The organism is Bradyrhizobium sp. LCT2, assembly GCF_009931255.1.
Taxonomy (GTDB): Bacteria; Pseudomonadota; Alphaproteobacteria; order Rhizobiales; family Xanthobacteraceae; genus Bradyrhizobium; species Bradyrhizobium diazoefficiens.
Window position 1 is genome coordinate 654,879 of sequence record NZ_CP034432.1, and the last position, 25,983, is coordinate 680,861.

20 protein-coding genes and 1 pseudogene are annotated in these 25,983 nt (G+C 63.9%); 12 read left to right on the forward strand and 9 right to left on the reverse strand.

Annotated elements, in window-relative coordinates:
- Positions 1-124: 124 nt before the first annotated feature.
- Entirely contained in the window at positions 125-3,022 is a 2,898-nt protein-coding gene (locus tag EI171_RS03890; RefSeq protein ID WP_161532644.1) for a winged helix-turn-helix domain-containing protein, read from the reverse strand.
- 69 nt (positions 3,023-3,091) lie between these two features.
- Positions 3,092-3,289 carry a hypothetical protein gene (locus EI171_RS03895; protein ID WP_231166614.1) on the reverse strand — a complete coding sequence of 66 codons (198 nt, stop codon included), beginning with the start codon at positions 3,287-3,289 and terminating at the stop codon, positions 3,092-3,094.
- A gap of 336 nt (positions 3,290-3,625) precedes the next feature.
- Here EI171_RS03895 and EI171_RS03900 point away from each other — a divergent pair, with 336 nt between their 5' ends.
- From EI171_RS03900 to EI171_RS03920, 5 genes and pseudogenes are all read left to right on the forward strand, one after another.
- A complete protein-coding gene (locus tag EI171_RS03900; protein WP_028175300.1) occupies positions 3,626-3,868 on the forward strand; it encodes a hypothetical protein in 243 nt (80 codons plus the stop codon).
- 320 nt (positions 3,869-4,188) lie between these two features.
- Complete coding sequence (locus EI171_RS03905; protein WP_202633103.1) at positions 4,189-5,454, forward strand: ABC transporter substrate-binding protein; 1,266 nt, start codon at positions 4,189-4,191, stop codon at positions 5,452-5,454.
- Positions 5,455-5,627: 173 nt separating this feature from the next.
- Complete coding sequence (locus tag EI171_RS03910; RefSeq protein WP_074076402.1) at positions 5,628-5,855, forward strand: hypothetical protein; 228 nt, start codon at positions 5,628-5,630, stop codon at positions 5,853-5,855.
- A gap of 482 nt (positions 5,856-6,337) precedes the next feature.
- Positions 6,338-6,622 (forward strand): annotated as a pseudogene (locus tag EI171_RS46635) (transcriptional regulator); the annotation flags it as partial.
- A 2,704-nt stretch (positions 6,623-9,326) separates the two neighbouring features.
- Positions 9,327-10,010: a hypothetical protein gene (locus EI171_RS03920; RefSeq protein ID WP_161532647.1), complete on the forward strand. Its 684-nt coding sequence runs from the start codon at positions 9,327-9,329 to the stop codon at positions 10,008-10,010.
- Here the strand turns inward: EI171_RS03920 and EI171_RS03925 are convergent.
- The 6 genes from EI171_RS03925 to EI171_RS03950 all read right to left on the reverse strand — a co-directional run bounded on the left by EI171_RS03925 (position 9,982) and on the right by EI171_RS03950 (position 17,867).
- On the reverse strand, positions 9,982-11,253 hold the full coding sequence (locus EI171_RS03925) for an efflux RND transporter periplasmic adaptor subunit (protein WP_161532648.1): 1,272 nt from the start codon (positions 11,251-11,253) through the stop codon (positions 9,982-9,984). The two genes, EI171_RS03920 and EI171_RS03925, sit on opposite strands and share 29 nt — an antisense overlap.
- Positions 11,250-14,432, reverse strand: a complete 3,183-nt coding sequence (locus EI171_RS03930; RefSeq protein WP_161532649.1) for an efflux RND transporter permease subunit — start codon at positions 14,430-14,432, stop codon at positions 11,250-11,252. The genes EI171_RS03925 and EI171_RS03930 overlap by 4 nt, the downstream gene beginning before the upstream one ends.
- 79 nt (positions 14,433-14,511) lie before the next feature.
- A complete protein-coding gene (rpoH, locus tag EI171_RS03935) occupies positions 14,512-15,435 on the reverse strand; it encodes an RNA polymerase sigma factor RpoH (protein WP_161532650.1) in 924 nt (307 codons plus the stop codon).
- A 60-nt stretch (positions 15,436-15,495) separates the two neighbouring features.
- Positions 15,496-16,920: a HAMP domain-containing histidine kinase gene (locus EI171_RS03940; RefSeq protein ID WP_161532651.1), complete on the reverse strand. Its 1,425-nt coding sequence runs from the start codon at positions 16,918-16,920 to the stop codon at positions 15,496-15,498.
- 9 nt (positions 16,921-16,929) lie between these two features.
- Positions 16,930-17,610: a response regulator transcription factor gene (locus EI171_RS03945; protein ID WP_028175307.1), complete on the reverse strand. Its 681-nt coding sequence runs from the start codon at positions 17,608-17,610 to the stop codon at positions 16,930-16,932.
- 77 nt (positions 17,611-17,687) lie between these two features.
- Positions 17,688-17,867, reverse strand: a complete 180-nt coding sequence (locus EI171_RS03950) for a hypothetical protein (protein ID WP_161532652.1) — start codon at positions 17,865-17,867, stop codon at positions 17,688-17,690.
- 234 nt (positions 17,868-18,101) lie between these two features.
- Here EI171_RS03950 and EI171_RS03955 point away from each other — a divergent pair, with 234 nt between their 5' ends.
- Both EI171_RS03955 and EI171_RS03960 read left to right on the forward strand, forming a co-directional pair.
- Positions 18,102-18,347, forward strand: coding sequence for a hypothetical protein (locus tag EI171_RS03955; protein WP_161532653.1), 246 nt, complete (start codon positions 18,102-18,104; stop codon positions 18,345-18,347).
- 288 nt (positions 18,348-18,635) lie between these two features.
- Positions 18,636-19,013: a hypothetical protein gene (locus EI171_RS03960; RefSeq protein WP_161532654.1), complete on the forward strand. Its 378-nt coding sequence runs from the start codon at positions 18,636-18,638 to the stop codon at positions 19,011-19,013.
- Positions 19,014-19,369: 356 nt separating this feature from the next.
- Here the strand turns inward: EI171_RS03960 and EI171_RS03965 are convergent, their stop codons facing one another.
- On the reverse strand, positions 19,370-20,326 hold the full coding sequence (locus EI171_RS03965; protein ID WP_161532655.1) for a MurR/RpiR family transcriptional regulator: 957 nt from the start codon (positions 20,324-20,326) through the stop codon (positions 19,370-19,372).
- A gap of 242 nt (positions 20,327-20,568) precedes the next feature.
- Between EI171_RS03965 and EI171_RS03970 the strand changes: the two genes are divergently transcribed.
- The 5 genes from EI171_RS03970 (at position 20,569) to EI171_RS03990 (ending at position 25,922) form a co-directional block, all read left to right on the forward strand.
- Positions 20,569-22,110 carry an ABC transporter substrate-binding protein gene (locus EI171_RS03970; RefSeq protein WP_161532656.1) on the forward strand — a complete coding sequence of 514 codons (1,542 nt, stop codon included), beginning with the start codon at positions 20,569-20,571 and terminating at the stop codon, positions 22,108-22,110.
- Between the two features lie 79 nt (positions 22,111-22,189).
- Positions 22,190-23,134, forward strand: a complete 945-nt coding sequence (locus EI171_RS03975; RefSeq protein ID WP_161532657.1) for an ABC transporter permease — start codon at positions 22,190-22,192, stop codon at positions 23,132-23,134.
- A complete protein-coding gene (locus EI171_RS03980; RefSeq protein WP_161532658.1) occupies positions 23,131-23,991 on the forward strand; it encodes an ABC transporter permease in 861 nt (286 codons plus the stop codon). Before EI171_RS03975 ends, EI171_RS03980 begins: the two co-directional genes overlap by 4 nt.
- A 3-nt stretch (positions 23,992-23,994) precedes the next feature.
- Positions 23,995-24,969, forward strand: coding sequence for an ABC transporter ATP-binding protein (locus EI171_RS03985; RefSeq protein WP_011083143.1), 975 nt, complete (start codon positions 23,995-23,997; stop codon positions 24,967-24,969).
- On the forward strand, positions 24,966-25,922 hold the full coding sequence (locus EI171_RS03990) for an ABC transporter ATP-binding protein (RefSeq protein WP_161532659.1): 957 nt from the start codon (positions 24,966-24,968) through the stop codon (positions 25,920-25,922). Before EI171_RS03985 ends, EI171_RS03990 begins: the two co-directional genes overlap by 4 nt.
- Positions 25,923-25,983: the final 61 nt, after the last annotated feature.

Sequence of the window (25,983 nt, forward strand, 5' to 3'; positions counted from 1 at the left end):
ATGGCACAGGCGGCGCCACTGGCGGATTGCGGAACGTTCCAGAGCACGGGGATGCGGCGCTCGCCGAGGCCGCACAGGCATCCGATCGATCGGATCTGATGCCGCTCCCCGGGGCCTCCATCGCTTACGATCCCAGCTTCACCATCATTGCGCGCGCGTCGCTGAGGTCCGCAGTCTCGAAGCCTTCGGTGAATTTGCCATACACGGAAGCGAGAACATCGCGTGCATCGGCCGGATGCCCCTCATTCATCCTCATTCGTGCCACGCTGATCGCCGTCCTCAGCTCCCAGAACAATGCACCCTGGCTCCGCGCCACCTCGAACGCCTTGTCGAAGGCCTGCTCGGCACCGCCCGTCGAGCGGCGCGCGCCGGGGAGCAGCAGCAATTCGCCCTTGATGCGCAAGAGCTCGGCGACATACCACCCTTCGTCCCTTGCCTCGCATCGTGCGAGCGCCTCGTCGGCGGTCGCGAGCCCTTGCGACACCTCGCCGGCCTCTCCGAGACACACGGCGAGCTCGCCGAAGGGAAGCAGGAAACGCGGCAGGAAGCGCGCCTCGCCCGCGAGCTCGAGCGCCTTGCGCAGCAGCGGCAATCCGGTCGCTACGTCGCCCCGGCGCGAGATCAGCACGCCCCTGAAGGCGCGTGCCCATACGTTCCACAAGCGGATCGGGTGGCGTTCGGTGTGCTCGATCAGCATCGTACAATACCGCTCCGCCGCGTCGAGATCGCCGGCCAGGAAGGCAATCGGGCAAGCACCCTGCCCGAGGACGCTGCAGAATGTGAGTGCGTGGCCGCTCGTCCGGCCTTCCTCGACGTTGCGCTCGACGACGCTCAAGGCCTGATCCGCGAGGCCAAGCAGCCACAGGATCCGCGCCTGGAAGTAGTGAGTTGAGGCCCGCAGGTCGAACCGGAAACGGATGACCTGCGGCTTGGCCGCCAGATCCGAGAGGCGAGACAAGGTTCGCCCGATGTGATGATACGCCTGCCGCTGGTCGCCGAGATAGTGCAGCGTGGTTGCAAGAAGTCGGTCGGCCATCATCCGGTCGACAGGATTGCCGGAATCGGCTACGGCGTCCGCGAAACGATGCGCAAATTCGAGGGCCCTGCGGAATTCGCCATTGTTGAACTGATCGATGCAGAGTCCCCAAAGCGCGCGCAACAGGTAGTCCCTGTCACCGAGTTGCTCGGCCAGCTGAAGGGTCGCGGCCCAGGCGGGACCGGCCTCCCGGGCTCTTCCAACACCGTACATCAGCGACCAGCCGCGCGCGGCCGACAGCTGCATGCGAAGCCGCGGCGCGTTCGCGGCCGTCGGGTCGAGGCGCGCCAGAGCGAGTTCGGTCCGCTCGCGGCATTCGCTGAGGAGCGACAATTGCACCCAGAGCGGGACCGCGGCCGCCGTCAAGGCCGCTCCGACCTGCGCGTCTCCGCCGGACGAGAAGGCCCAATCAAGGCTCGTTCGCACGTTGTCGATGTGCCGGCCATAGATGGTGAGCCACTCCGCCTGCGGCTTTACTTCGCTGTCAGCCTCGGCGTTGGCAAAGAATCCGCAATAGTATTTCGCCTCGCGGCGGGCGGCGTCGGGATATTCTCCGCCCGCGTGCAGCTTCTCCAATGCATAGGCACGCGTTGTATCCAGCAAGCGATAATGAGGACTGTCGCGGCGAATATCAGCGACAACGAGTGACTTTGCCACCAGCCTGGCAAGCTGGCCGGTCACGTCGCCGATATGCTCGCCGGCGAGCGCGATCACTGCATCGAGCTGGAATTCGCCGGCGAATATGCCGAGCTGCCGGAGCAGCCACGCCTCGTCGTCCGGCAGCAGGTCATAGCTCCAGTCGAGCGTTGCTCGCAGCGTTTGCTGCCTCGGCAACGCGGTACGACGGCCCGTCGTCAGAAATTTGAACCTGTCATCGAGAAGTGCCGCGATCCTCGGCGGGCTGAGCATGACTGCGCGCGCCGCTGCAAACTCGATCGCAAGCGGAATGCCGTCGAGCCGCCGGCAGATGGCTGCGATGGCGCCGATGTTCTCCTCGTCGGACGCGAAGCTTGAACCCAACGCCTTCGCTCTGCTCGTGAACAGCTCGACTGCGCTGTACGCGGAGGCGCCGGCGGGCTCGAGCCTGGCTTCAGGCGGCACGCCCAGAGGGAGCACGCGGTAGACGTGCTCCCCCTCGATGCGCAGCGCTTCTCGACTTGTCGCAACAATGAACGTCCCGGGACAGCGGCTGACAACGAGCTCGGCCACCTGGGCCACGGCATCAATGACGTGTTCGCAATTGTCGAGGATGAGCAACAATGGCCGAGGGCCGATCGCGCGTGCGATGGATTCAGGCGAAATCTCCTCGCCCTCGAGCTTGGTGCCGAGCACGCCGGCGATGACCGAGCAGACGAGCTTGGGATCGGACAGCGAGGCCAGTTCGACCAGCAACCGGTCAGCCGCCAAGCCGGTCGGCGGCGTTCTGGCCACCTCCAGCGCCAACGCCGTCTTTCCGATCCCGCCGGGCCCGACCAGGCTCACCACGCGATAGGCCGACAAGAGCCGCCACAAATGTGCGATCGCGGCGGTGCGGCCGATGAGATCGAACGACGCGCTGGGAATGTTGGTCGACGGCGGCAACCCGGTTGCGGCAGATTGTAGCGGGGCGTCCATATGCCGGATCCGCCACGCTCCCAGCAAACGATAACCGCGGCCAACAGTGGTTGACAGCATGTCGCGGTCAGAACCAAGGGCTTTTCGGATCGCCGCGATATGTACGCGAAGTGCGCTCTCCTCGACAAAGACGCCCCGCCAGACGCGCTCCGTCAGGTCGTTCTTGGTGACGAGTTGGCCCTCCGCCTGAACCAATTCCGCAAGAATCTCAAAGGCACGCCCCCCCAAAGGAACGAGCTCTCCTGCCGAACGCAACTCGCGTCTGACAAGATCGATCTCCCATTGCGCATAAATGTAGACGGGACGCTGGCCTGGCTCAGCCATCATTGGGACAGCCCAAGCGGTTTCATCATTTTCAGTCCAGCTTACCATCAACCCTTTCGAAAGACACAGGTTGCCGGACGGCGCCGCCGCCGGCCCCCGTCTCGGAATGCGCGCTCTTCAGCAGCCGCGGCAGATCGATCCTTCCAGCATCTTCTCGAGCCGGGCGTCGTCCTTGTCGATGGTCGGGTCCGTGCCGAGCAACGGCCCCTTCGTCGCGCGACCACCACTGTCGGACGACGGAAGCGCGGTGCCCAGCGAGTTCGTTCCAGGCGCGGCGGCGCTCGTCCCGAGCGCACCGCCGCTTGCCATCGACATATGCGATCCCATGTCACCGCGGGCAGACGCAATGCCCGAGAGCGCTACGCAGGCGACGACACAAACAACAGGGATTAATCTCATTGCTCACACTCCAAATGTTCAAACGACCCGCCTCCCAGAAACGGGCATCAGACGCGTTTGACCACGCACAATCGCGCGAGGATTCTGACAACGCTGACAGAATCTTCCCGCAGGAGTGATGCACGTCCTCCGGGACTTCTCGACCGGACGACCTACATAGGATTCATCAAAAGAATTTTCGGAAACGCCACCAGCCGAGCAGCGATCATCGCCAAGCGACTCTCCGCACAGAGCAAGCAATGGAGAATCGCTATGAGTGTATTCAAAATCCTAATCGCTGCGGCGCTACTCTCAACGGCAACGATATCGTCCGCATCCGCAGCCTGGTCCTTCGCCGATCAGGAGCCGGCAGCCTTTGCATCGATGTACCCCGATCGCGACGTGCTGAATGGCGGCGCGCTGACGCCGGCCGGACGAATGGGCCTCGAGCGGCCGGGTGGTGCCGCGCCCGTATTCGCCGCGGGCCACTACCACGTCCGCAACTGGCATCGATGATGAGGCACCACAATCGAGCGTCATGCAGATGATGGCGTCCAAAATCCGGGAGTGCGGCCGCGCCATGCGGCGCACGCTGCCGGCTTCGAAACAAGGCCAATCATGTCGATCCGGATAGCCGGTCCGGCAGTTGCGAAACTTAACAGTTCTTCAGCATCTTAAGCCGGGCTCGCGGCAGCACCCGCGCTATATTCGGGACCCGACTTCTGCACGTGCACGCCCAGCGACCGCAATACGCGTCTCTCCCGGGCCGGCGCGGCCGAACGACACGTCGTCGGGTTTGGTATGTTCGAAACCCGGCAGCGCCATGGAGGCACCGCTTGATTACAGGCAGAACTGGCTACTCGATTTCGGGCAACGCGTGGCGCCTGGGAAAGCTCGTCATCTCCTGCGCCGTGCTCGCAGTCGGCAGCGCTTCCGCGGAGCCGCAGTACGACCCCGGCGCAAGCGATACCGATATCCGGATCGGCAACATCATGCCCTACAGCGGTCCGGCGTCGGCTTACGGCATCATCGGCAAGACGATGAGTGCATACTTTCGCATGATCAACGACAACGGCGGAATCAACGGCCGGAAGATCAATTTCATCTCATATGACGACGCCTACAGTCCATCCAAGGCGGTCGAGCAAGCACGACGGCTCGTCGAGGACGACGAGGTGCTCGCGATCTTCGCGCCGTTCGGCACGGCCAGCAATGCCGCCATTCAGAAGTACATGAACCACCGGCATGTGCCGCAATTGTTCGTCATCACCGGAGCGTCGCACTGGGCCGATCCCGAACACTTTCCGTGGACCATCGGCTGGCTACCGAGCTACCGAACCGAGGCCCGCATCTATGCGGACTACATTCTGAGGCATCATCCAGGTGCCAGGATCGGCATTCTCCACCAGAACGACGACTTCGGGCGCGACTATCTGCTCGGGCTGAAGGACGTGCTCCAGGACAAGTACGCGCAAATGGTGGTTGCCAGCCTGCCATACGAGGTCAGCGAACCGACGATCGATTCACAGGTCGTCGCGATCAAGTCCGCCGCGCCCGACATATTCATCGACATAGCCACGCCCAAATTCGCCGCTCAGGCGATCAGGAAGCTCGCTGAGCTGGACTGGCATCCCATCCACATCGTGACGAACGTCTCGGTCTCGGTCGGCGCGGTGCTGAAGCCGGCCGGACTGGACAACGCAAAGGGAGTTCTCAGCGCGGGGTATCAGATGGACGTGACGGATCCACAGTGGGACAGCCATCCGGGCATGCAGCACTTTCGCGCGTTCATGGCGAAATACTTTCCGGAAGCGGATCGATCGGAGAGCGGGCCTCTGGTGGCCTTCAACATGTCGAGCGCGCTCGTGGAGGTGATCAGACGCTGCGGCGATGATCTGACGCACGAGAGAATCATGCAAGTGGCCGCGGATCTCGATTTCGAACTCGAAGCCTACATCCCCGGCATTCGAATAAAGACATCGCCAACGGACTTTCATCCGATCGAGCAGCTCCAGATGATGCGCTTCACCGGCGAGAGCTGGGAATGGTTTGGTCCGCTGCTCGATGGACGCGCTGACCAGGCGACGCCCTTGCCCGACTAGGACGCGAACCTCCCTGTGGGATGAGCCGTCGATGTCCGAAGTCAACGCACCGCGACGACTTCGTGCAAAGACGAAAATGTTCGTTCGATCAACACTGCGGATCCGACGCGCGCATGAACATGTCTCGCGTGCGGGCCGAGGCGTTCGGCGTCGCTTTCTCAAGGAGATGTTCGATGACTACACTGAAGCTCTTGTCGGCCGGATTCGTGGTCGCAGCCATGATTGCCTCCCCCGCGATGGCTCGCGAAGGCAACGCGAAGCGTACCAATGCCGAGGCTTATGCGTCGGCTCAGCGCGTTCCGGCCTCCTCCAAGCGCGGCTGCGCCCGTGCTCCCGACGTCGGTGCGTACGCAACCGCCCCCTGGCGGCGGCCGCCCTGCGAGCCCACCTCTGGCTATTGAGTTCGCGAACCGGATCAAGTCCGGTTGACGCCGACTGGAAGTTGATCGTCTCAACGTTCCGGATTTTGACCTCTCGGCGGAAGGAAGGACGGCGGCTCACGATCAGGCCGCCGTTCTTGCGACCGGTGCACGTCTCTCGGACGCATTTCTGCTCCGGAGGTCTTGCGCTGACGATCCTCGGCGAAGTGAGTAAATGATCCTTCCGTTGCAGACATCAGGCTCCTTCCAACCGCCTCTCCCACTGTGACACACGCCCGGCCGTCGTCACGAATTCGTGTATCGAACACGAATGCGTCGGGTGCCAGCATCGACGATGAACGAACGCCGGACTGAGCGGGCCTTCTTGACATGCCGACGATCTCCCCTCCAGGGGACCTAGGCGCATTGACGCTTTCAAATTCTTGCCACGGGTCGGTGATCTCAAGGGCGGGCTCGTGATCTCCTCTCGGATCACGGCAGCGAAGTTGATGCACGGACCCCTTATGTCATCTCCGGTTGATCGCACGTACTCTTTCGGACATTGGCTGATCGATTGCCAACGGAGGGAGCTGAGATACAACAACGTCACGGTGCCGATCGGAAGCCGTGCATTCGAGATTCTCGAGAAATTGGTGGGCTCCGCCGGCCTCCTGGTCACCAAGGACGATTTGATCGGAAGCGTCTGGTCGGGCCTGACCGTCGAAGACAACACGCTCCAGGTTCATATTTCGGCCGTCCGGAAGGCGCTGGGCGAGGATCGCAATCTGCTCAAGACGGTTTCAGGTCGCGGATACACGCTCGCTGGAACTTGGCGAAGCGGGCATTTGGATCATCCGGCGGCCGCACCGGTAACGATTCCGGCCGATGCGCTCTTTTCCAGCAACCTGCCGAGTATCCGCGCGCCTCTCATCGGTCGCGAGGATAGTCTAAGCGAATTGAGCGACGTGTTGTCCGCATATCGGGCCGTGACTCTTGTCGGCCCCGGCGGCATCGGAAAGACGAAGCTGGCGATCGAGCTCGCGCGCAGTGTCGCGCCTTCGTTCAACGATTCCGTAGCGCTGGTCGAGCTCGCGGCCCTGCAGGGTGCGGCTCTTGCGGCATCTGCGACCGCCCGTGCGCTCAGGCTCGCCTCGAATGACAAGGAAGTAACGCCCGCAAGCATCGCGCAGGCCATCGGGACCCGCCGCCTGCTTCTTGTCCTGGACAATTGTGAGCATGTGATCGAAGCGGCCGCGCAGATCGCAAGTGCCGTGCTCCACTATTGTCCGAACGTCACGGTTCTCGCGACCAGCCGCGAAGGCCTCCGCATCGACGGCGAATACGTTGCGGCCGTTCCGGCGCTGTCGGTCCCTGGTCCCGATATGCACGCTCCCGATCTGCTGCTCCGGGCAAGCGCAGTGCAGCTGTTCGTCGCCCGAACGCGGGCGCTGCGTGCGAGCTTCGTTGCCGGCGCCGAGGAGCTTCAGAAGATCGCCGCCATCTGTCGCCGCCTCGACGGCATTCCGCTCGCACTGGAGTTTGCCGCAGCCCGGGCCGCCAATCTCGGAGTAGACGCCGTACTGCTCCGCCTGGACAAGCGCTTCGAGCTCCTGAATGGCGGCCGCCGCGACCAGCTGCCGCGACACCAGACCCTGCGGGCGACCCTGGACTGGAGCTACGATCTCTTGCCGCCGGCAGAGCAGAACCTGCTTTGCCAACTCGCGGTGTTTCCGGCCGGTTTCACGCTCGATGCGGCCAGTGCGATGATGGACGACACTCTGTCGCGGTCGGACGTCATCGAAACCCTGTTCAATCTGGTCGCGAAATCGCTGGTGTCGCTGGATCCCTCCTTCGAGGGACGATGGCGCCTCCTGGAGAGCACTCGCGCTTATGCGCTGGAGAAGCTCGCAGACGCAGGCCTCGTCGAGCAGGCTGCCAGACGGCAGGCCGGCTTTCTCAGGCAGATCATCGCGCCGCTCGGCGATGCCTCTCCCGCTCCCGACGACATCTCCCGTTTCGCCCAGGAGATCGGAAACGTGCATGCGGCGCTCGATTGGGCGTTCTCGCCCGGTGGAGACACGGCGCTTGGAATCGAGCTGACGTCCGGCTTCGTTCCGGTATGGATGCAGTTGCTGTCCTTCGTGGAATGCTCAACGCGGATCGAGCACGCTCTTGCGCATTTCAGCCCCGGGTTCACCTGCGTTCCGAAGCTCAAGGCGCAGCTCTGTGTCGCGCTGGGATTCGCACTCCTCAACACCACGGGGTCGGCGGATCGCATGAAGGCGGCGCTGAGCATCGGTCTCGCGCTCGCCGAGGAATTGTCCGATCTTGAGCTTCAGCTCAAGGCGGTCTGGACCTTGTGGAGCTATAACCTCAACTCGGGCCAATATGCCGCGGCCAAGGACGTCGGCGAACGCTACCTCGAGATCGCGCTGCGCACCGGAAATCCCGCCAACGAGGCGGTAGGCCGTCGCCTGATTGGCGCTGCCGCCCATTTCTTCGGCGCGCAGGAGATTGCACGGCGCGAGCTGACCTTGTCCCTGGACGATTCGGCCCACGGATTGAGCGGCGGCACGAACCTGATGTGGTTCCTGCTGAATCAGAGCGTTCTTGCCAAGGCGATGTTGGCTCGCGTGCTGCTGTTGCAGGGAAAGATCGCCCAGAGCAGATCACTGGCCGCCGAGTGCCTCCAGGACGCCGAGCGTGAGAAGGACAAGCTTGCGATCGCCTACGCGCTCCGGAACGCCGTCTGCCCGATCGCGCTGATGACGCATGATCTCGCCGCCGCCGATCAGGCAATATCCTCCCTTCTCGAGCTCGTCACACGCGAAGGAATAGCTTTCTGGACGAGCTGGACGTCTTGCCTGAAGGGGCAGCTGTTGGTTTTGCAAGGCAACCATGACGACGGAATAGCGCTGCTGCGTAGTGGCCTGAAAGCGCGGACCGAGAACGGATGGCTGATGCGCAATCCCGAGTTTCTCGGATCGCTCGCCGAAGGCCTGCTCGCGAGCGGCGAGGCTGCGCAGGCCCTGGCCGCGGTGGAAGAGGCCTTGTCCATCTCGCGGCAAGGCCGGCAATTGTGGTGCCTTGCGGACCTGCTGAGGATAAAGGCTGAAGTTCTTCTGGCCAATGGCCCATCCGATCTCTCGCGATCCGAATTGCTGTTCGCCGAGGGACTATCCGTGGCCAGAGAGCAGCAATGCCGCTTCTACGAGCTGAAGGTTGCGGCGGCCTGGGCAAGGATCATGGCGAAGTCGAACCGTCAGCAGACGGCACTTGATCTCGTTGGTCCGGTCAGCGCTCTGTTCGATCAGGAGATCGATCTTCCCGCACTCACGTTTGCTCGCGCTCTGGCTGAAATACCGGGCATCTCGCTTTCGACATACGACGGCGACCGGCCCGCGTCTTGCACCTGCCACTAGGTTGCGATGACGCTTGAGGCCTGCAATTTCGCCTCAGCATCCCGGTGGCAGGATCGGCGACACGCCCGGCGTTGGCGCTGCACCCGAGGCGTTGGCCGGCAACACCGTCGCAGGCTGCGCCAGATTCATCGAAACCCCTTCCGCGCAAGCCGAGCTGTTCGGGCTGGGCACAACGGCGGCGTTCGGGTCGATGCCCGTGCCGCCGGCGCCGCTGGTATCCGCCAGGATCGTGCCGGGCGCGGGGCTTGCAGGTACCTGCGGAATCGAAAGCGGCAGAGATGCCGCGCTCGTCACCTGCCCTCCGGGCGTTGAGCTGCATGCCACTGTCGCACCTGTTCCCGCCGGCGCGGCCGTGGAGATTGTCCCGATGGAGCTGCCGTTCTGTCCCGTGACCGGCGGGATCGGGGCCGCGATGCCCGATGTCGAAAGGCCAGTGCTCGATACGGTCGGTGTCGCCGGCAACGGCGTTGGCGAGGTCGCCGGCGGAGCGCAGACGACCACCGTCCCGGGCGTCGTGGGATCCGAGGCGAGCGGAACGGGCGCCAGCGTCGTATCCGGAACGCCCGGCACGGTCGTTGCCGAAAACGGCCCCGGACTGTTGAGCGGCGAGATCACGATCGCGCCCGGCACTGTCGGCAGATCCATTGCCGTGCTGCCGGTCGTTGCGATCTGTGCCTGGCCCGGAGAGATGCCGAGCAGCAGAGCCATTGCCGTTGCGAACGCGAGCCGCATCATCTTTTGGTGCCCTAACTCACTTCGCTCTTGCGAACCGTGACCTTGCTGCCCTCTGCCAGATTGACCGCAGGATTGAGCACGACCTGATCGCCGGGCTGCACGCCGTCGCGCACTTCCACCGTGGTGCCGAAATCCCTGGAGATCGAGACCTGCTGAAAATGAACCGTACCATTCCGCACGACCGCGACATGGAGGCCGTTCTGATCGAAGACGAGCGCATCGGACGGGATCGTCGTCGAGGGCGTCCTGCGCGGGATCGATAATTCGACCGTGCAATAGATGCCGGGACTGAGCAGGCCATCGGGGTTGGGCACGTCGATCTCGGTCAGCAACGTCCGGCTCCCCGGCTGCAGCGCGGTCGCGATCCGCGTGACCTTGCCCGCAAACGTCCGCCCCGGAATCTCGGGGACGCGGATATCCGCGTCGACGCCCGGAGCAACGCCGAAAGCCTCGTCCTGCGGCACGAAGACCTGGGTTCGGATAACGTTGGAGTGCATCATCGTGAACATGAAGGTGGAGCCGGACTGCACCAGGCTGCCATTGTCCACGTTGCGCTGCGTGACCACGCCGTCGAACGGCGCCACCACGCGCTGGTAGGACTTCTCCTGCTGGAGCACGCGAATCTGCGCCTCTTGCGCCGCGATGTTCGACTGCGCGACGCCCACCGCGCCCTGCTGTGCGCGCAGGGTGAGACGATCGTTATCGCCCTGTTGCGCCGTCAACCAGCCCTGCTTGACGAGATTGCTGTCGCGCGAATTGGTGACGTCGGCCAGTTCTCGGCTCGCTTGCGCTTGCTGAAGTGCGGCCTGGTCCTGCGCGAGCGTCGCCTGCGCCTGCGCGATCTGCTGGTCCAGCTCGGGAGCGGTGATTTCCACGAGGAGATCGCCCTTCTTCACTCGATCGCCGATGTCGACGTAGCGCTTCTCGATATAGCCGCTGGTCCGCGCGAAGATGTTGGCAGCCTCGAACGCGGTCGTCGTCGCCGGCAAGGTGACCTTCATGAGGTCGCCGCTAGCCTGGACCGTCGCCACGCGAACTTCCGGAACGTTGGTCCGAACCTGCTCTGCCACTGCGGCGACCTCACGCGCGGCCTCATAGTGCCGCCAGCCGCCGATGCCCAGACCGCCCGCAAGTAGCAGGAGCACGCCTCCCCCGAGCAGCGGACCACCGTAACGGCGCTTGGATCGTGCGACCTTGCCCGGCAGCTCCACGATCCTGAGGCTCTCCGCTCCGGGGCGGTCTGCTGCCTCGTCGTCATCGGACCGTTCGCGAACATCACTCATTCCGGTTGCTCCTCGAATACGCCGTGGCGGGGCTTGCCGTCGTTGCCCTTGCGCAGCATGGCGAAGAGATAAGGCACGATCAGCAAGGTGGTCGGAGTTGCGAACAGCAGGCCGCCGATGACCGCCCGCGCGAGCGCTGCATTTTGCTCCTCACCCGGCCCGCCGATCGCCATCGGGATCATGCCCACGATCATCGCCGCCGCGGTCATCAGCACCGGCCGGATCCTCGTCCGGCCCGCGCTCAGCGCCGCCTGGAAGGCGGAATGTCCCTTCAACTGCTCGTCCCGCGCGAACGTCACGAGCAGGATGGAATTTGCGGAGGCAACGCCGACCGCCATGATGGCTCCCATCAGCGAGGGCACGTTCAGCGTGGTCCCGGTGACGAACAGCATCGTCACGATGCCGCAGAATGTCGCCGGCAGCGCCATGATGACGACGAAGGGATCTCCGAAATTCTGGTAGTTCACGACCATCAGCAGGTAGACGAGAATCGCCGCGAACAGCAGTCCAATCCCGAGATCGCGGAACGACTGATGCATGCTCTGGATCTGTCCCAGAACCTGGATCGAATTGCCGGGCTGCAGTTGCTTCTGAAGGGTGGACGTCACCTTGTCGATATCGGACGCGACGCTGCCGAGATCGCGGCCCTGGACGCTCGCATAGACGTCGAACACCGGCTGGACATTGGCCTGGTTCAAATTGGTCGGAACGGTGCCCCGCTTGAAGGTGGCGACATTGCTGAGGAGGCCAGGCACCGTCTGCCCGCTTGCGGCGAGCGATGCCGACACCGGCGTGTTGCCCAGGGCGTTCAGCGAGTTGGCCCTGTATTCGGGTGTCTGCACGGCCAGGTAATAGGGGATGCCTGACGTCGGATCAGTCCAGAAATTCGGCGAGACCTGCGCGGACGAACTGAGGCTGACATTGATATTGGTCGCCACCGTGCTCGCATTGAGACCCAATTGCGCGGCGCGAGTGCGGTCAATGTCGGCGTAGAACGCGGGAGCATCGACCTCCTGCTGCAGATGCGCGTCGACGACACCGGGGATCGCCGCAAGACTCTTCTGCAGCTCCTTGGCCACGGCCAGGTTGTTGCTGCCGTAACCGACGGTGCGGACATCGATCTGCGCCGGGAGACCGAAGTTCAGGATTTGCGTGACGATATCGGCCGCCTGGAAATAGAACGTGTCCTCCGGAAATGCCGACGGCAGCACCTGCCGCAGCTTCCTGATGTAGTCCGCAGTCGGCTTGTGCCCGTCCTTCAGCGATACGAGAATGGTGCCGTCATTCACGCCGATCGTGGAGCCGTCGGTGAATGCGAGATTGTAGGGCCGCGCCGGAAGGCCGATATTGTCGACGATCAGCGCCCGGTCGCGCTCCGGAATAACTTCGCGGATCTTGTCCTCGACCGCCTGGAAAATCGCTTCCGTCCGCTCGATTCGCGTCCCCGCGGGCGCACGAACATGGAGCTGGATCTGGCCGCCGTCGATCAGGGGATAGAAGTCCCTGCCGACATAGACGAACATGGTGGCTCCGAGCGCCAGCACCAGCACGGCGACGACGGGCACGATGACGCGACGACGCAACAATGTCAGCAGGAGATCGGAATAGCCGTCGCGCAGGTGCTCGAACCCGCGCTCGAACGCGGCGGAGGCGCGCGCGAATATGTTCGACGATCGCTCGCCCTCGCCATGACGACGCTCGCCCTTCAGCAGCAGGCCGATAGTGATCGGCGTGAGCGTCCGCGACAGCCCGTACGACGCCAGCATCGCGAACACCACGGCGAGGCCAAGCGGCGTGAACAAATATTTGGCCGGGCCCTCCAGGAATACGACCGAGGTGAACACGCAACTGATCGCGAGCGTGGAGACCAACGTCGGAATAGCGATCTCGGCGGCTCCGTGCAGGGTCGCTTCCGACAACGGCATGCCCTCTTCGGTCCAGAGCCGGTGCGTGTTCTCGATCGTCACCGTCGAATCGTCGACAAGGATACCGACCGCGAGGGCAAGCCCGCCGAGCGTCATCGTGTTGAGGGTCTCGCCGAGAAAATACAGGACGACCAGCGAGGACAGCATCGCCAGCGGGATCGAGATCAGGACGACCAGCGTCGATCGCCAAGACCCCAGAAACACCAGGATCATCAGCGCGGTCAGGCCGGCCGCGATCGCTCCTTCGCGCAGCACGCCATTGACCGAATGGGTGACGAATATCGACTGATCGAACAACTCGTTGATCTTCAGCCCCGCCGGGGCCGACGCGCGGATCGACGTCAAGGCCGCCTTCACGCCGTTGACGACGGCGAGGGTAGAGGCGTTCCCGTTCTTGATGACGCTGAGCAAAACGGCCCGGTGGCCGTCCTCGCGGACGATATTCTGCTGGACCTGGGCACCGTCGCGGACCTGGGCGACGTCCTTCAGGAAGATCGTGGCCCCGTTGGCGAACTTGACCGGGATCATGTTGAGATCCTGGATCGTGGCCGGCGTTGCGTTGGTTCGAACGGTGTACTGGGTGTCGCCGATCTTCGTCGTGCCGGTCGGCAGCGTCAGATTCTGGGTGTTGACCGCATTGACGATGTCGAGCGGCGTCAATCCGCGCGACAGCAGCTTGTTCGGATCGATATCGACCATGATCTGCCGGTATTTGCCGCCGGCAGGCGTGGGAAGGGTCACGCCCGGAACGGGAGCCAGTTGCTGGCGGACCCGGTAGATGCCGAAATCGTAGAGTTGCTGCTCGTTCAGGCTGTTTGACTCGAGGCTGAGCTGGAGCACCGGGACGCTCGAGGCATTGAACTGCACGATGATCGGCGGCTGGATGCCCGGCGGCATCAGGGCGCGGATGGCATTGGTCGCCGAGACGATCTGCGAGATCGCGAGATCGAGATTGACGTCGGGCTGGAAGTAGATCTTCTGAACCGAAAGGCCGTTGAGCGTCTGTGCTTCGATATTCTTGATTCCGGTGACGTTGGCGCTGATCGAATATTGGCTGTAGGTGCTGACGCGCTGCTCCATCTCCGGCGTCGAGAGGCCGGTGTAGCTCCAGATGACCGTGACAACGGGGATCCGAATCTCTGGGAAAATATCCGTCGGCATCGACCGGATCGCGATCCCGCCGAGAAACAGGATCAGCGCGGCAAGCACATAAAATGTGTGCGGAAGCCGTAGTGCGAAGCGAACAATTCCCATGGTGGTCTGCCTGGAGCGAGGGACGCGGGATCTTCGGACAGGTGAGGACGGTCGGAGCTCCGTTCAAATGAAAACGAATTCAGACGTTGCATACGGCGGCGCGTGGCGCATCCTGCGCGGCGAGCATCACGGCCCGCTTGACCTTGGCAAAGGCACGAATCTCGATCTGTCGAACCCGTTCGCTGGAGATGGACAATTCGCGGGCCAACTGATCGAGCGTCACGGGGCATTCCGTCAGCCGCCGCGCCTCGAAGACATGACGCTCCCGCGCCGCAAGCCCGCCCAGCGCAACCCGCAAGGCTTTGGCACGCCGCTCCGTCTGCTCGTGATCGGCGAGCATCGTCTCGGCGTCGACCGCCCCATCGACCAGCAAGGCTTCCAGCTCGGTTCCGCTTTCCTCGCCACCGACGCGCGCGTTCAGCGACATGTCGCCATTGAGCCGCGCATCCATCTCGATCACCTCACGCGCGGTCACATCGAGCTTCCCGGCGATCAATTCGGCGACGTCAGGCGTGAGCCCTGACATCACGCTGCCGGTGGCTTTCCTGATCTCGCTGCGGAGCCTGAAGAACAGCTTCTTCTGCGCAGCCGTCGTCCCGATCTTGACCAGGGACCAGGAGCGCAGGATGTACTCGTGAATGGCGGCCTTGATCCACCAGATCGCATAGGTGGAGAAACGCGCGCCGCGGCCGGGCTCGAAGCGTGACGCTGCGATGACGAGGCCGAGATTCGCTTCCGCGATCAGGTCGACCATCGGAAGTCCGTATCCCTTGTAGCCGCGCGCCAGCTTGGCGGCGAGCCGGAGATGGCTGGTGACGAGCGCATCGGCTGCGCCGCGGTCTCGTGTCTCGTGCCAGCGACGTGCCAGCTGCTGCTCCTGACCTGGCTCGAGCAGTTCGTAGCGTCTGATGGCCGCGGAATACGCGCTGAGGAACGGTGCCGATACCGCTGCGCCCGCAGCGGCGACGGAAGCACTCCTCGCAACTTCGTGGCTAGTCTGCATCTGTCACTCCCACACTCCAGGCCGGCTGATCGATCTCGAAGGCATTGCGCATCATTTGGCTCATCCCATCAGATCGGCGTCTGCGTGCCGCAATGTCCGGGACCGGCAGGTGGCGGCCTTGTCCGCCCGTCCGGTCCAGGCGAGGATCTCGATCCGCCCTCCGGGCGCGGGACCGACGATCAGCCGGAAGCCGTGCAGCTTGACGATGGCGGCCACCAGGCTTAGCCCCAGCCCGACGCCCGGCGTGTTGCGCATCTTGTCGGAGCGATAGAACCGCCGCAGCACCGCCTCGCGCTCCTGCTCGCTGATGCCGGGGCCCGTGTCGCTGACACGCATGAGCGCCGTGCCGTCCTCCGCTTCCAGCGCGAGCTCCACCCGTCCGCCCGATGGCGTGAACTTGACGGCATTGTCCACGAGATTGGCGATCGCCTCGAACAGCAGGTCCCGGTCGCCCCACACCTGCACATTGCGCTCGATGACGACACCGAGGGCGATGCGCTTGTCCTCGGCGATGGGCTCGTAGACGTCGCACACTTCCCGCAGGATCTCGTCGAGCGCGACCTCGCCAAAGCCGGCCATGCGACGGCTGTTCTCAATCTCGGTCAGACGCAGCAGGGCGGTGACGATCGCGAGCGACTGGTCGATACCGGCGATCGCCTTGTCGGTAATCTCCTGGAGCTCCTCCAGCGTTGCCGCATGCGTGCGCCCGCGCTCCAGCGCCAGGCGGACGCGCGTGAGCGGCGTCCTGAGATCATGGGCGATGTCGTTGCCGACGCCGGCGAGCGCGTTGATCATCGTCTCCATCTCGTCGAGCATGCCGTTGACGATCCCGGCCAGCCGCGCGAATGGATCGTCCGTTCCGCCCTCCGGGAGCCGCTCGCGCAGCTCGCCGGCCACGATGCGCTGGACCCGTTGGTTCACCTCCTCCACGCGTCTCTGGGCGCGGATGCTCAGCCAGGCGCCAGCCAGCAGACAGAGGCTGAAGGCCGGCAGCAAGCCCAGGGCCAGCGCCTGCCCCACCACGCTCGATATCTCGCGCGTCTCATCGACGTTCCGTCCCATCACCAAGACATCGCCGCCATCGAGACGTCTGCCGACCGCCCTGACGACCGGAACGTGGGCTGCCGGCTTTTCGAACAGATCGAGCCGCACGCCCTGCACCGCGCCATCAAGCCCCAGCTCGCGCGGCAAATGGTCGATGTTGCCGGCCAGCCTCGTGCCAGCGGCATCGAACAGTCCCGCGTATTGCACGCCCCTGGAATCCTGCTCGAGATGATCCGCGATCGCGCTGATGCGGCGGGCCGGCGGCAGGTCTGCGATGAAGTGAATCCGTGTGGTGATCATGCGATCGGATCGCGCGACCAGATAGTCGTCGAGCTTCCAGTAGATGAACGCGAACAGGCCGACCACGAACAGCGCGAAGGCGGCCGCCACGGCCAGGGCCCAGAGGAACGTGCTGGAGCGGATCAGCTGGCTCTGGTGCATCTTGCGCCCCTATAGCCGCGAACGCAGAACGAAGCCGGAGCCTCGGACATTGTGGATCAGCTGCACCTCTCCGGGACCGTCGACCTTGTGACGGAGCCGGCCCATATGCACATCGATCAGGTTCGTGGTCGCCGGGACGAACTTGTAATTCCAGACCTCCTCGAGCAGCATCGCGCGCGTCAGCAACTGATCGTTCCGGCGCATCATGTATTCGAGCAGACGGAATTCGCGCGGCAACAGCTCGAGCTCGCGCTCGCCGCGTCGCGCGGTCCGCTCGATCAGGTCGATCTCGAGCGGCCCGACATGCAAGATGGTTTCGCGGCTGTCGGTCGGACGGCGCAGCAGCGCCTCGATCCGCGCGACCAGCTCGATGATCGCGAACGGCTTTGTGAGATAATCATCTCCGCCCATGCGTAATCCGCGCACCCGGTCGTCAACCGCGCCGAGCGCGCTCAGGACCAGCACGGGCGTCCTGACCTGGTCCTTGCGTAGCGCCTCGATGACGGCCAGCCCGTCCATTCCCGGCAGCATGCGATCGACGATCATGGCATCGGGGCTCGATGTGCGCGCGCGGTCGAGACCGTCGACGCCGTCGCCGGCCCATTGCACCTCGAACCCGCGATCGGCGAGCTCGGCGACAATTGCCTCGGCGGTCTCGGCGTCGTCCTCGATCAGGAGAATCCGGTTCATGATCCTCGTTCCGCGTTCCGCACGCCGTTTCGGCGCGCGGTGAGGAAGCGAGGGTTCAGCGGCACGCGGTGTCATGCTCAATGCCCGCCCGCGTCGAACGCGCGGCGCTGATGTCGCCTGACGCCGGCCACTCGCTGCGGTACAGGATAGGCTCGCGTCGCATGGGGCACCATTGAATTGCAGTTCATGGTGCGGACCGCGCGCCTCGCGAGCAGCGCCAGTGCAAGGGCGATGCGTGTTGCCAATGTCGTGATCATCTTCCGGGCTCCGCTGCCAACTGCGCTGGATCGAACATATGCCGTCAACGCACGCGCTGTAGTTTCAGGGGCCACGGATGTTATGCATTCGCACGATCGTGGTTGCGACGCCGCATCGGGTCACGGGCGGTTGAACTGCGGTGAGCAAATCGTGCGTTTGAATCGCGACCGATCGTTCACACGTCGATGACGAGCCGGCTTGGTTCGGCCTGATGTCATCAATGGAGAGAGCGAATGACCACGTCCAAACTGTTGTCGATGGGATTGATCGCAGCCGCCATGCTGGGCGGCCCCGTCATGGCGCGCGAGCACCATCGCGTCGTGCAGCAGCCCGCGGTGGAAGCCGATACGGTCGCGACGAGCGCGCCATTCTATCCGGGCGAACGCGCCTGCATTCCGGCACCGCGCGTCGGCGCCTTTGCCACCGCGCCGTGGGCCGGCAACAACGTGCCTTGCGAGCCGGGCACGGGCAGCTTCTGATTGCACCAACGCGGCCGGCCGGATGGCTTCGCCGGGCGCTTCACATCGAATGAGAGAGAGCGGGCTGTTCGATTCAGCCCGCTCTCTTGCGTGCGCCGCCACCACGCGCGGCACGTTCACCTTCGCGCGCGGCGCCTGATGTCTGACGCCGAATTCAGTTGGATTGCCGCGCGGCGCACCTACCTCTCCTGCATCACACGCCCGGTCATCAGCAGCCTCGCGCGCACAGCACGATCCGGCAGCGGGCCTCAGGGATGACCGGGCAGCTCAACACGAGAGGAGTTTTCCATGAAACGAGCCATCATGATTCTGGCAACAGCAGCGCTCGCCTCGACGCTCGCCATCGGCGCGGCCGACGCGCACGGTGGAGGAGGTGGAGGTGGCGGCCACGGCGGCTTTGGCGGTGGCGGCTTCGGCGGTGGACATGCGGGCTTTGGCGGCGGCGCGCATTTCGGCAGCATGGGGCATGAGGGCGGCTTCGGCGGCGGCGCCCGGTTCGGCGGCGAGCACCTCGGCTTCGGCGGTCATGCCGACGGTCTCCGCCAGCACGCGTTTCACCACTTCGGCCGCTACCGGCCCGGATATGGATTCTACGGCGCCTACCCGGATTGCTATGATCGGTACGAGTTGCATCCCAACCAGCCGTTGCCGCTGAGCTGCAGCTAGCCCCAACCGCTCAACAGCCATCGGCCCGGACCGACCAAAGCGCATTGCCGTCTTGTTCGAAGAAAATGGCGATGAAACGTATCCCACGCTTGCGAAGCCAAGATGCTCTCTCGAGAGCATCTTGGCTACCGAACGACCAACAGACTCAATGTCTTCCATGCCGTTCCAACACGAGCCCACTGTTACAGGCTTGAGTTCTACCGGCTCGCTCCAAAATGACGACCGCTCTGATCGCGCAGATTGTCCGATTTGCTCGTCCCGACATCCAAATCTACGACGCGCACGTTTGAGCAAGTGCCCGAGCCTGCTCTGAGAGCGTCAGCAGCGCAACAATTGGCATGTGCCGGCAGTGCCCTTCAGTCGCCGAGCGGCCCATTTGAATTCCCGTCCGTCCCCTTCAGCAACTCGTATTTGATCCGGCGCATCCGCGTCTGGGCCTCGAGCGGCTTGCAATAGGCCGTCGACGCGGCGAGCAGATCGATGGCCGCGAGAAGGGCATAGCGCGACGCGGTCGGCTTGAGCGCATCGGGCGCTTCGGGCACTTGCACGCCGAGCGCAATATCGGCGATTGAGGCCAGCCTGCTTTGCGGCCTGGTAATCGCGACGACCAGGGCGCCGTATCGCTTGGCGATACCGGCTGCCTCAATCACCTCGTTCGCTGCACCGGTGGTCGAGATGGCGACGACGACATCGTCCTCGCCCAGGGTCGCGGCGATCATGCGCATCAAGCTCGGGTCGGAGGTGTGAGAGACGGCGATCCCGAGACGAAAGAAACGATTCTGAACCTCCATCGCCGCAAGGGTCGAGCCGCCGCCCACGCCGAACGCTGCAAGTTTCGAGCAGCGCGAGATGGCTTCGGCAGCCCTCTCGATGTCCTCCTTCCGCAGTCCCTCTTCGGCAGCAGCGATTGCGCGACGAATTTCCTGGAACACCGACCGCCAGAGAGCGGGGCGCGCCAGATCCGTGCCGACATGCGGGGGCAGCTCAACGTAAATCCGCCCAACCGCCATTGCTTGAGCCAGCCTCACCTTGAGGTCACGGACGCCGCGACAGCCGACGGAGCGGCTGAACCTGGTCACTGTCGGTTCACTGACACGCGCGCTGCGAGCCAGCTCCGCATTGCTCGCGTGAATGGCAAACTCGACGTCGGCCAGCAGCGCCATGGCAACACGCTGCTCCGAGGGGCTGAGACTCGGAGCACTCTGTCTGATGACAGAGATGATGTCGCCGGCCACGAACGCGTCGCGGCGCGACGGGGTCGAGACTGCTGTCCCCGCGGCTTTCGCCGGGTGAATTCGCTTCGCACGCGGCATGCGCGCCCTTCCTCAAGTCGGATTAACCTGCGCCCTTGGCCAGGAGATGGTCGTAAGAAACCTTCAGCCTCGATCAATCCACGTATCGACAGATCGGCAGTCTATCGCAACTTTCCACTTGAAACTTAGCATATTCTGTATGTAACTTTCAAACAAACGATAACGCGCCGCCGGGTCAACGCCTGAGGGCGCATCCCCTGCAGGTGAAGGCAGGCGGCTGAAACAAGGTGGGAGGGGCGATCATGAGATGCGACCTCAGTGTCTTGATGCGCGGCGCCGTTGGGATCGCCACCGCATTGTTTCTCAATGCACACGCCAGCGCGGCCACCCTGCTTCGCGAAGCCACCATCGGCGAACCGCCGCCACTTGACGTCATGCTGACGACAGCCGACGTCGCATCGGTCATCGGCCGCCACATCTTCGAAACACTGTATGCGCTGGACTCGACCTATACGCCACGCCCGATGCTGGCCGAGAGCGATCGCGAGGAAGACGGCGGCAAGACCATCGTCATCAAGCTCCGCGAAGGCGTTCCCTTCCACAACGGCAAGGAGATGACCGCCAAGGACGTGGCCGCCTCGCTGACGCGGTGGGGCAACTTCGGTGCGCGCGGCAAGCTCCTGATGGCCGCAGCCACGTCGGTCGAAGCGACGGGAAAGTACGAAGTCACGCTGAAATTGTCCGCGCCGAACGGCGCCTGGAAGAACCTCATTGCGGACGTCAATGGTGGCCTTGCGATCTATCCGGAAGAAATCGCCGCCAATGCCGGCAACCGACCGATCGAGCAGAAGGACTATGTCGGTACCGGGCCTTACAAGTTCGTGGAGTGGAGGCCGAACCGCTATGTCGAGGTGGAGAAATTCGATGGCTACAAGCCGGTGAAGGAAAAGGGCGACGGCTTCGCCGGCGCCCGCATCGCCATCTTCGACAAGATTCGGTTCATTCCGGTCCCGGACGTCGGCACCCGCGTGAGCGGCGTGCAGGCCGGCGACTACGACTATGCGGAAATGATCTCTGGCGATCTGTACGAGTCCCTGAGCAAGGACCAATCGGTGCAGGTGCAGCGTACGAACGCGCCGATCTTCGGCCTTTTCTTCATGAACTCGAAGCAGGGAATCCTGAAGGACAACTACAAGCTCCGCCGCGCCATCCAGACCGCGCTGGACAAGTCGCAGGCCCTGCGCGTCGCCTTCGGCTCCAAGGACCTGTGGAACGCCGAGGGATCGATCTTTCCCAAGGGCACGCCCTGGTACTCGGCGGAAGGCGGTTCCGGCTACAGCCCGCACGATCCAAAGAAGGCCAAGGAGCTCGCCAAGGAGGCGGACTACGCGGGGACTCCGATCCGCCTTCTGGTCTCGACAAACTATCAGGCGCACTATGACGAAGCCTCGGTCTTCACACGCCAACTGGCCGACGCCGGGATCAATGTTCAGATGATGGTCGTCGATTGGGCGACGCTTCTGAAGATGCGAGGCCAGCCGGAACAGTGGGACATCTTTGTCACCCACCATTCGTTCTCGCCCGATCCGCTGCTCCTCACGTTCCTGAATGCGAGTTATCCCGGGTGGTGGGACAGTCCCGAGATCAGTTCGCTTCGGGCCGAGCTGATCAAATCGACCGATCCGACCGCACGCAAGTCGACATGGGACAAGATCCAATCGCTGATCTACGATCAGGTGCCGGTCATGAAAGTGGGCGATGCCTACACCTATGACATCGCTTCTCCCAAGTTGAAGGGACTGAACCCGAACGGTCCCGTGTTCTGGAATGTGTCCACGAAGTAAGGACGGGCAATGAGACCGCTGGGAATGTCGAGCGCCGTCACCGGCGCGCATCATCGCCGCTGATCAGCCGCACAATCACATGTGGTCTTACGCACTCAAGCGCGCGGGAACGACGGCGGTGACGCTTCTGGCGGCGTCCGTTATCATCTTTGCCTTCATCCATATCGTTCCGGGCGATCCCATCTACGTCCTGCTCGGTGACACCGCGACCCCCGATCAGATCGACGCTCTGCGACACCAGCTCGGCCTCGATCAACCGATCATCCTGCAATATCTGACCTGGATCGGCCATGTGCTCGAGGGCAACCTCGGACGGTCGATCTTCTTCCAGGCGCCGGTGCTGTCGGTGATTGCCGACGGTGCCGAGACCAGCGCCTTGCTCGCCACCATGACGATGATCTGGGTTACACTCATCGGCGTGCCGATCGGCATGATCGCGGCGGTTCGGCACGGCACCTGGCTCGACCAGGGGCTGTCCGGCGCGGCGATGCTGATGGCCTCGATTCCCACGTTCTGGGTCGGGCTCTATTTGATCCTGATCTTTGCCGCGTGGCTTGGCTGGTTTCCGAGCTCCGGTTATCCATCGATCTTCGAAGGCGGGCTCGTCAATCTCCGCTATCTCGTCCTCCCGAGCCTGGCGCTTGCAGCGCCGAATGCCGCGCTTATTCTGCGGCTGACGCGCGCCAGCATGCTCGACGTCTCCCGCGAGGATTACGTGCGCACGGCGCGTGCAAAGGGCATCCGACCCTGGCAGGTCGTGGTTCGGCACATCCTGCGCAACGCGCTCCTGGCGGTGGTCTCGGCATTCGGCTTCACCTTCGCGGCGCTGCTGTCCGAAGCGGTGGTGACCGAAACCGTGTTTGCCCTGCCGGGTATCGGCCGCCTCGTCGTACAGTCGATCCTCCGCCGGGACTATCCGGTGATCCAGGGCGTCATTCTGGTCATCGTCGTCGTGTATCTCCTGATCAACCTGATCGTCGATCTGAGTTATCGCCTGCTCGATCCGCGGGTCGAACTCCAATGAGCCGCGCCGGCGCGACCCTTTGGCTGAAGCCGTTCGTCGCGCGCCCGATCGCGCTGGTGGGGCTCGGCATCCTGCTGGGGACCGTGCTCGCCGCGTCTTTCGCACCCTGGCTCGCACCTTACGATCCCTATGCCATCGACCCGTCGATCCGTCTGACACCTCCGAACGCGCTTCATTGGTTCGGCACCGACCAATTTGGCCGGGACACCTTGTCACGCGTCATCCACTCGGCGCGCATGGCGCTCCTGATCGGCTCGGGCGTGGTCGTGTTCGCGCTTGCGACGGGCGTGCCGATCGGCGTTCTGTCCGCCCTGTTCCCCCGACTCGGTCACGTGCTGATGCGCCTGGTCGATGTGCTCATGGCATTCCCGAGTCTGCTGCTCGCACTTGGGCTGATCGTCGTCCTCGGCCCGAGCGTGGCCAATGCCATTCTGGCGATCGGGCTCGGCTACATGACGACGACGACGCGCATCGTTTACGGTCTGACGCTGCGCTTGCGCGTGGAGACCTATGTCGAGGCATCCCGCAGCATGGGCGCCGGAACGGCATGGCTCATCGGCAAGCACATCTTGCCGAACCTGATCTCACCGCTTCTTGTGCAGGCCAGCTTCGTCTTCGCGTTCGCGCAGCTTGGCGCGGCATCGCTCGATTTCCTGGGCCTGGGCGCTCCGCCGGAGATTCCGAGCTGGGGCAACATGCTGGCGGAATCGCGCACCTTCATTACCCGAGCCCCGTGGCTGCTGTTCTTTCCCGGCATGATGATCGTGGCGACTGCATTTTCGCTCAACCTGGTCGGCGACGCACTGCGCGATCGTCTCGATCCCCGGTTCCGTCAGGTCTTTAGCGAGAAGGGCTAGATCGTGCTGTCCGTTCGCGACCTTACGGTGTCATTGGGCTCGGAGACCACACCGGTCGACATCGTCGCCGGCGTGTCCTTCGAACTTGGCAAGGGCGAAATCCTCGGCCTCGTCGGCGAATCCGGCTGCGGCAAGAGCATGACCTCGCTTGCGGTGATGGGATTGCTGCCGCAGCCCGGCCCGCGGATCCGGGCCGGCCGGGTCCTGTTGGAAGGCTGCGACGTGACGCAGCTGCAGCCCTGGCAGCGCGTCGAAGCGGGCCACGGCCGGATGGCAATGATCTTTCAGGAGCCGATGACCTCGCTTAACCCGGTTCGTCGGATCGGCGATCAGATCGCCGAAGCCGTGCGCGTGCATGATCGATCTTCCGGTCCCCCGGCGATCGCCCGGGCGCGCGAGCTGCTCGAGCTGGTGCGCATGCCAGATCCCGCAATGCAGCTCTCGGCGTATCCGCATCAATTGTCCGGCGGCCAGCGCCAGCGGGTCATGATCGCGATCGCGCTCGCCTGCCGGCCTCAGGTTCTGATCGCGGATGAACCGACCACGGCACTGGATGTCACCATCCAGGTGCAGGTTCTCGGGCTGCTGCGCGAGCTCTGCAACCGCCTCGACATGGCGATGTTGTTCATCACCCACGACATGGGGGTGATCGCGCAGCTCGCCGATCGTGTGTCGGTCATGTATGCGGGCCGGATCGTGGAGACCGCGGGCGTCGAAGCGTTGTTCGGCAGACCGCGCCACCACTACACGCGCGGACTGATGGACTGCATGCCGTCGCGGAATTCCGGCGCGCGCCGCCTGCCAACCATAGCGGGCCAGCCGCCGGCGCCCGGCACAGTCGGTGCCGGCTGCGTCTTTGCCTCGCGGTGCGCAGCAGTGCGCGAGTCGTGCCGCACGGCGGCCCCGCCGCGCGCGGAGGTTTCTCGAGGACACGAGGTGCTCTGCGCCTTCCCCCTGGACGGCGGGGAATCGCGATGAACGGAAACGCCGTCCTCGACATTCGGGATCTGAGAGTCTCCTTCAGCGTCAGGCGCGCCGGCCGAAAATATCAGGTGCGGGCGGTGGATGGTGTGTCGCTGTCGCTGGCAGAGGGTGAGGTGCTTGGGATCGTCGGCGAGTCAGGCTGTGGCAAGACCACGCTGGGCCGGTCCATCGTGGGGCTGGCCCGGCCCGACAGCGGCACCATCAGCTTCAAGGGAACGGACATGACGGGCGCCAGCCTTCGCAACATGCGCCTGAACATCCGGATGGTCTTCCAGGATCCCTATGCATCGCTCAACCCGCGGCGGTCGATCGGAGACTCGGTCGCGGAGGCTGGCGATATCAATGGTTTCTTCACCAGTCGCGCCGAGCGCAGCGCGGCGATCGCCGCCACGCTGACGGCGGTCGGCCTGGATCCGTCTTTCGCCGCGCGCTATCCGTACGAACTGAGCGGCGGGCAGCGGCAACGGGCCGGCATCGCACGAACAATCCTTCCCTCACCGTCCATCGTGATCGCCGACGAGCCGGTCTCGGCCCTCGACGTGTCCGTGCAGGCCCAGGTGCTCAATCTGATGATGGATCTGCGTGAGCAGCTGAGACTGTCGATGCTGTTCATCTCCCACGACCTCGGCGTAATCGGACAAATCAGCAATCGCGTTGCGGTGATGTATATGGGGCGGATCGTGGAGCAGGCCGCAACGCGGACGGTTTTGGACGATCCGCGCCATCCCTATACACGTTCGCTGGTGGCGGCAATTCCGAAGCCGGACCCATCCAAGCGGATTCTCGGCGCGATCGAAACGGGTGAACCGCCAAGCCTCTTCAAGCGGCCAAGCGGCTGCGCCTACGCCCCACGTTGCCCGATAGCCAGCCATCGCTGCCTGGTCGACGTTCCCGAGCTTCGGTCTGCCGGCGCGGACGGTAGAGCAATTGCCTGCCATAACGCGTAGCCGGATTCGTGGGCCTGTCGGATCGACTTCGCGCGACCAGGAAACCGATGGCGTACGGCCA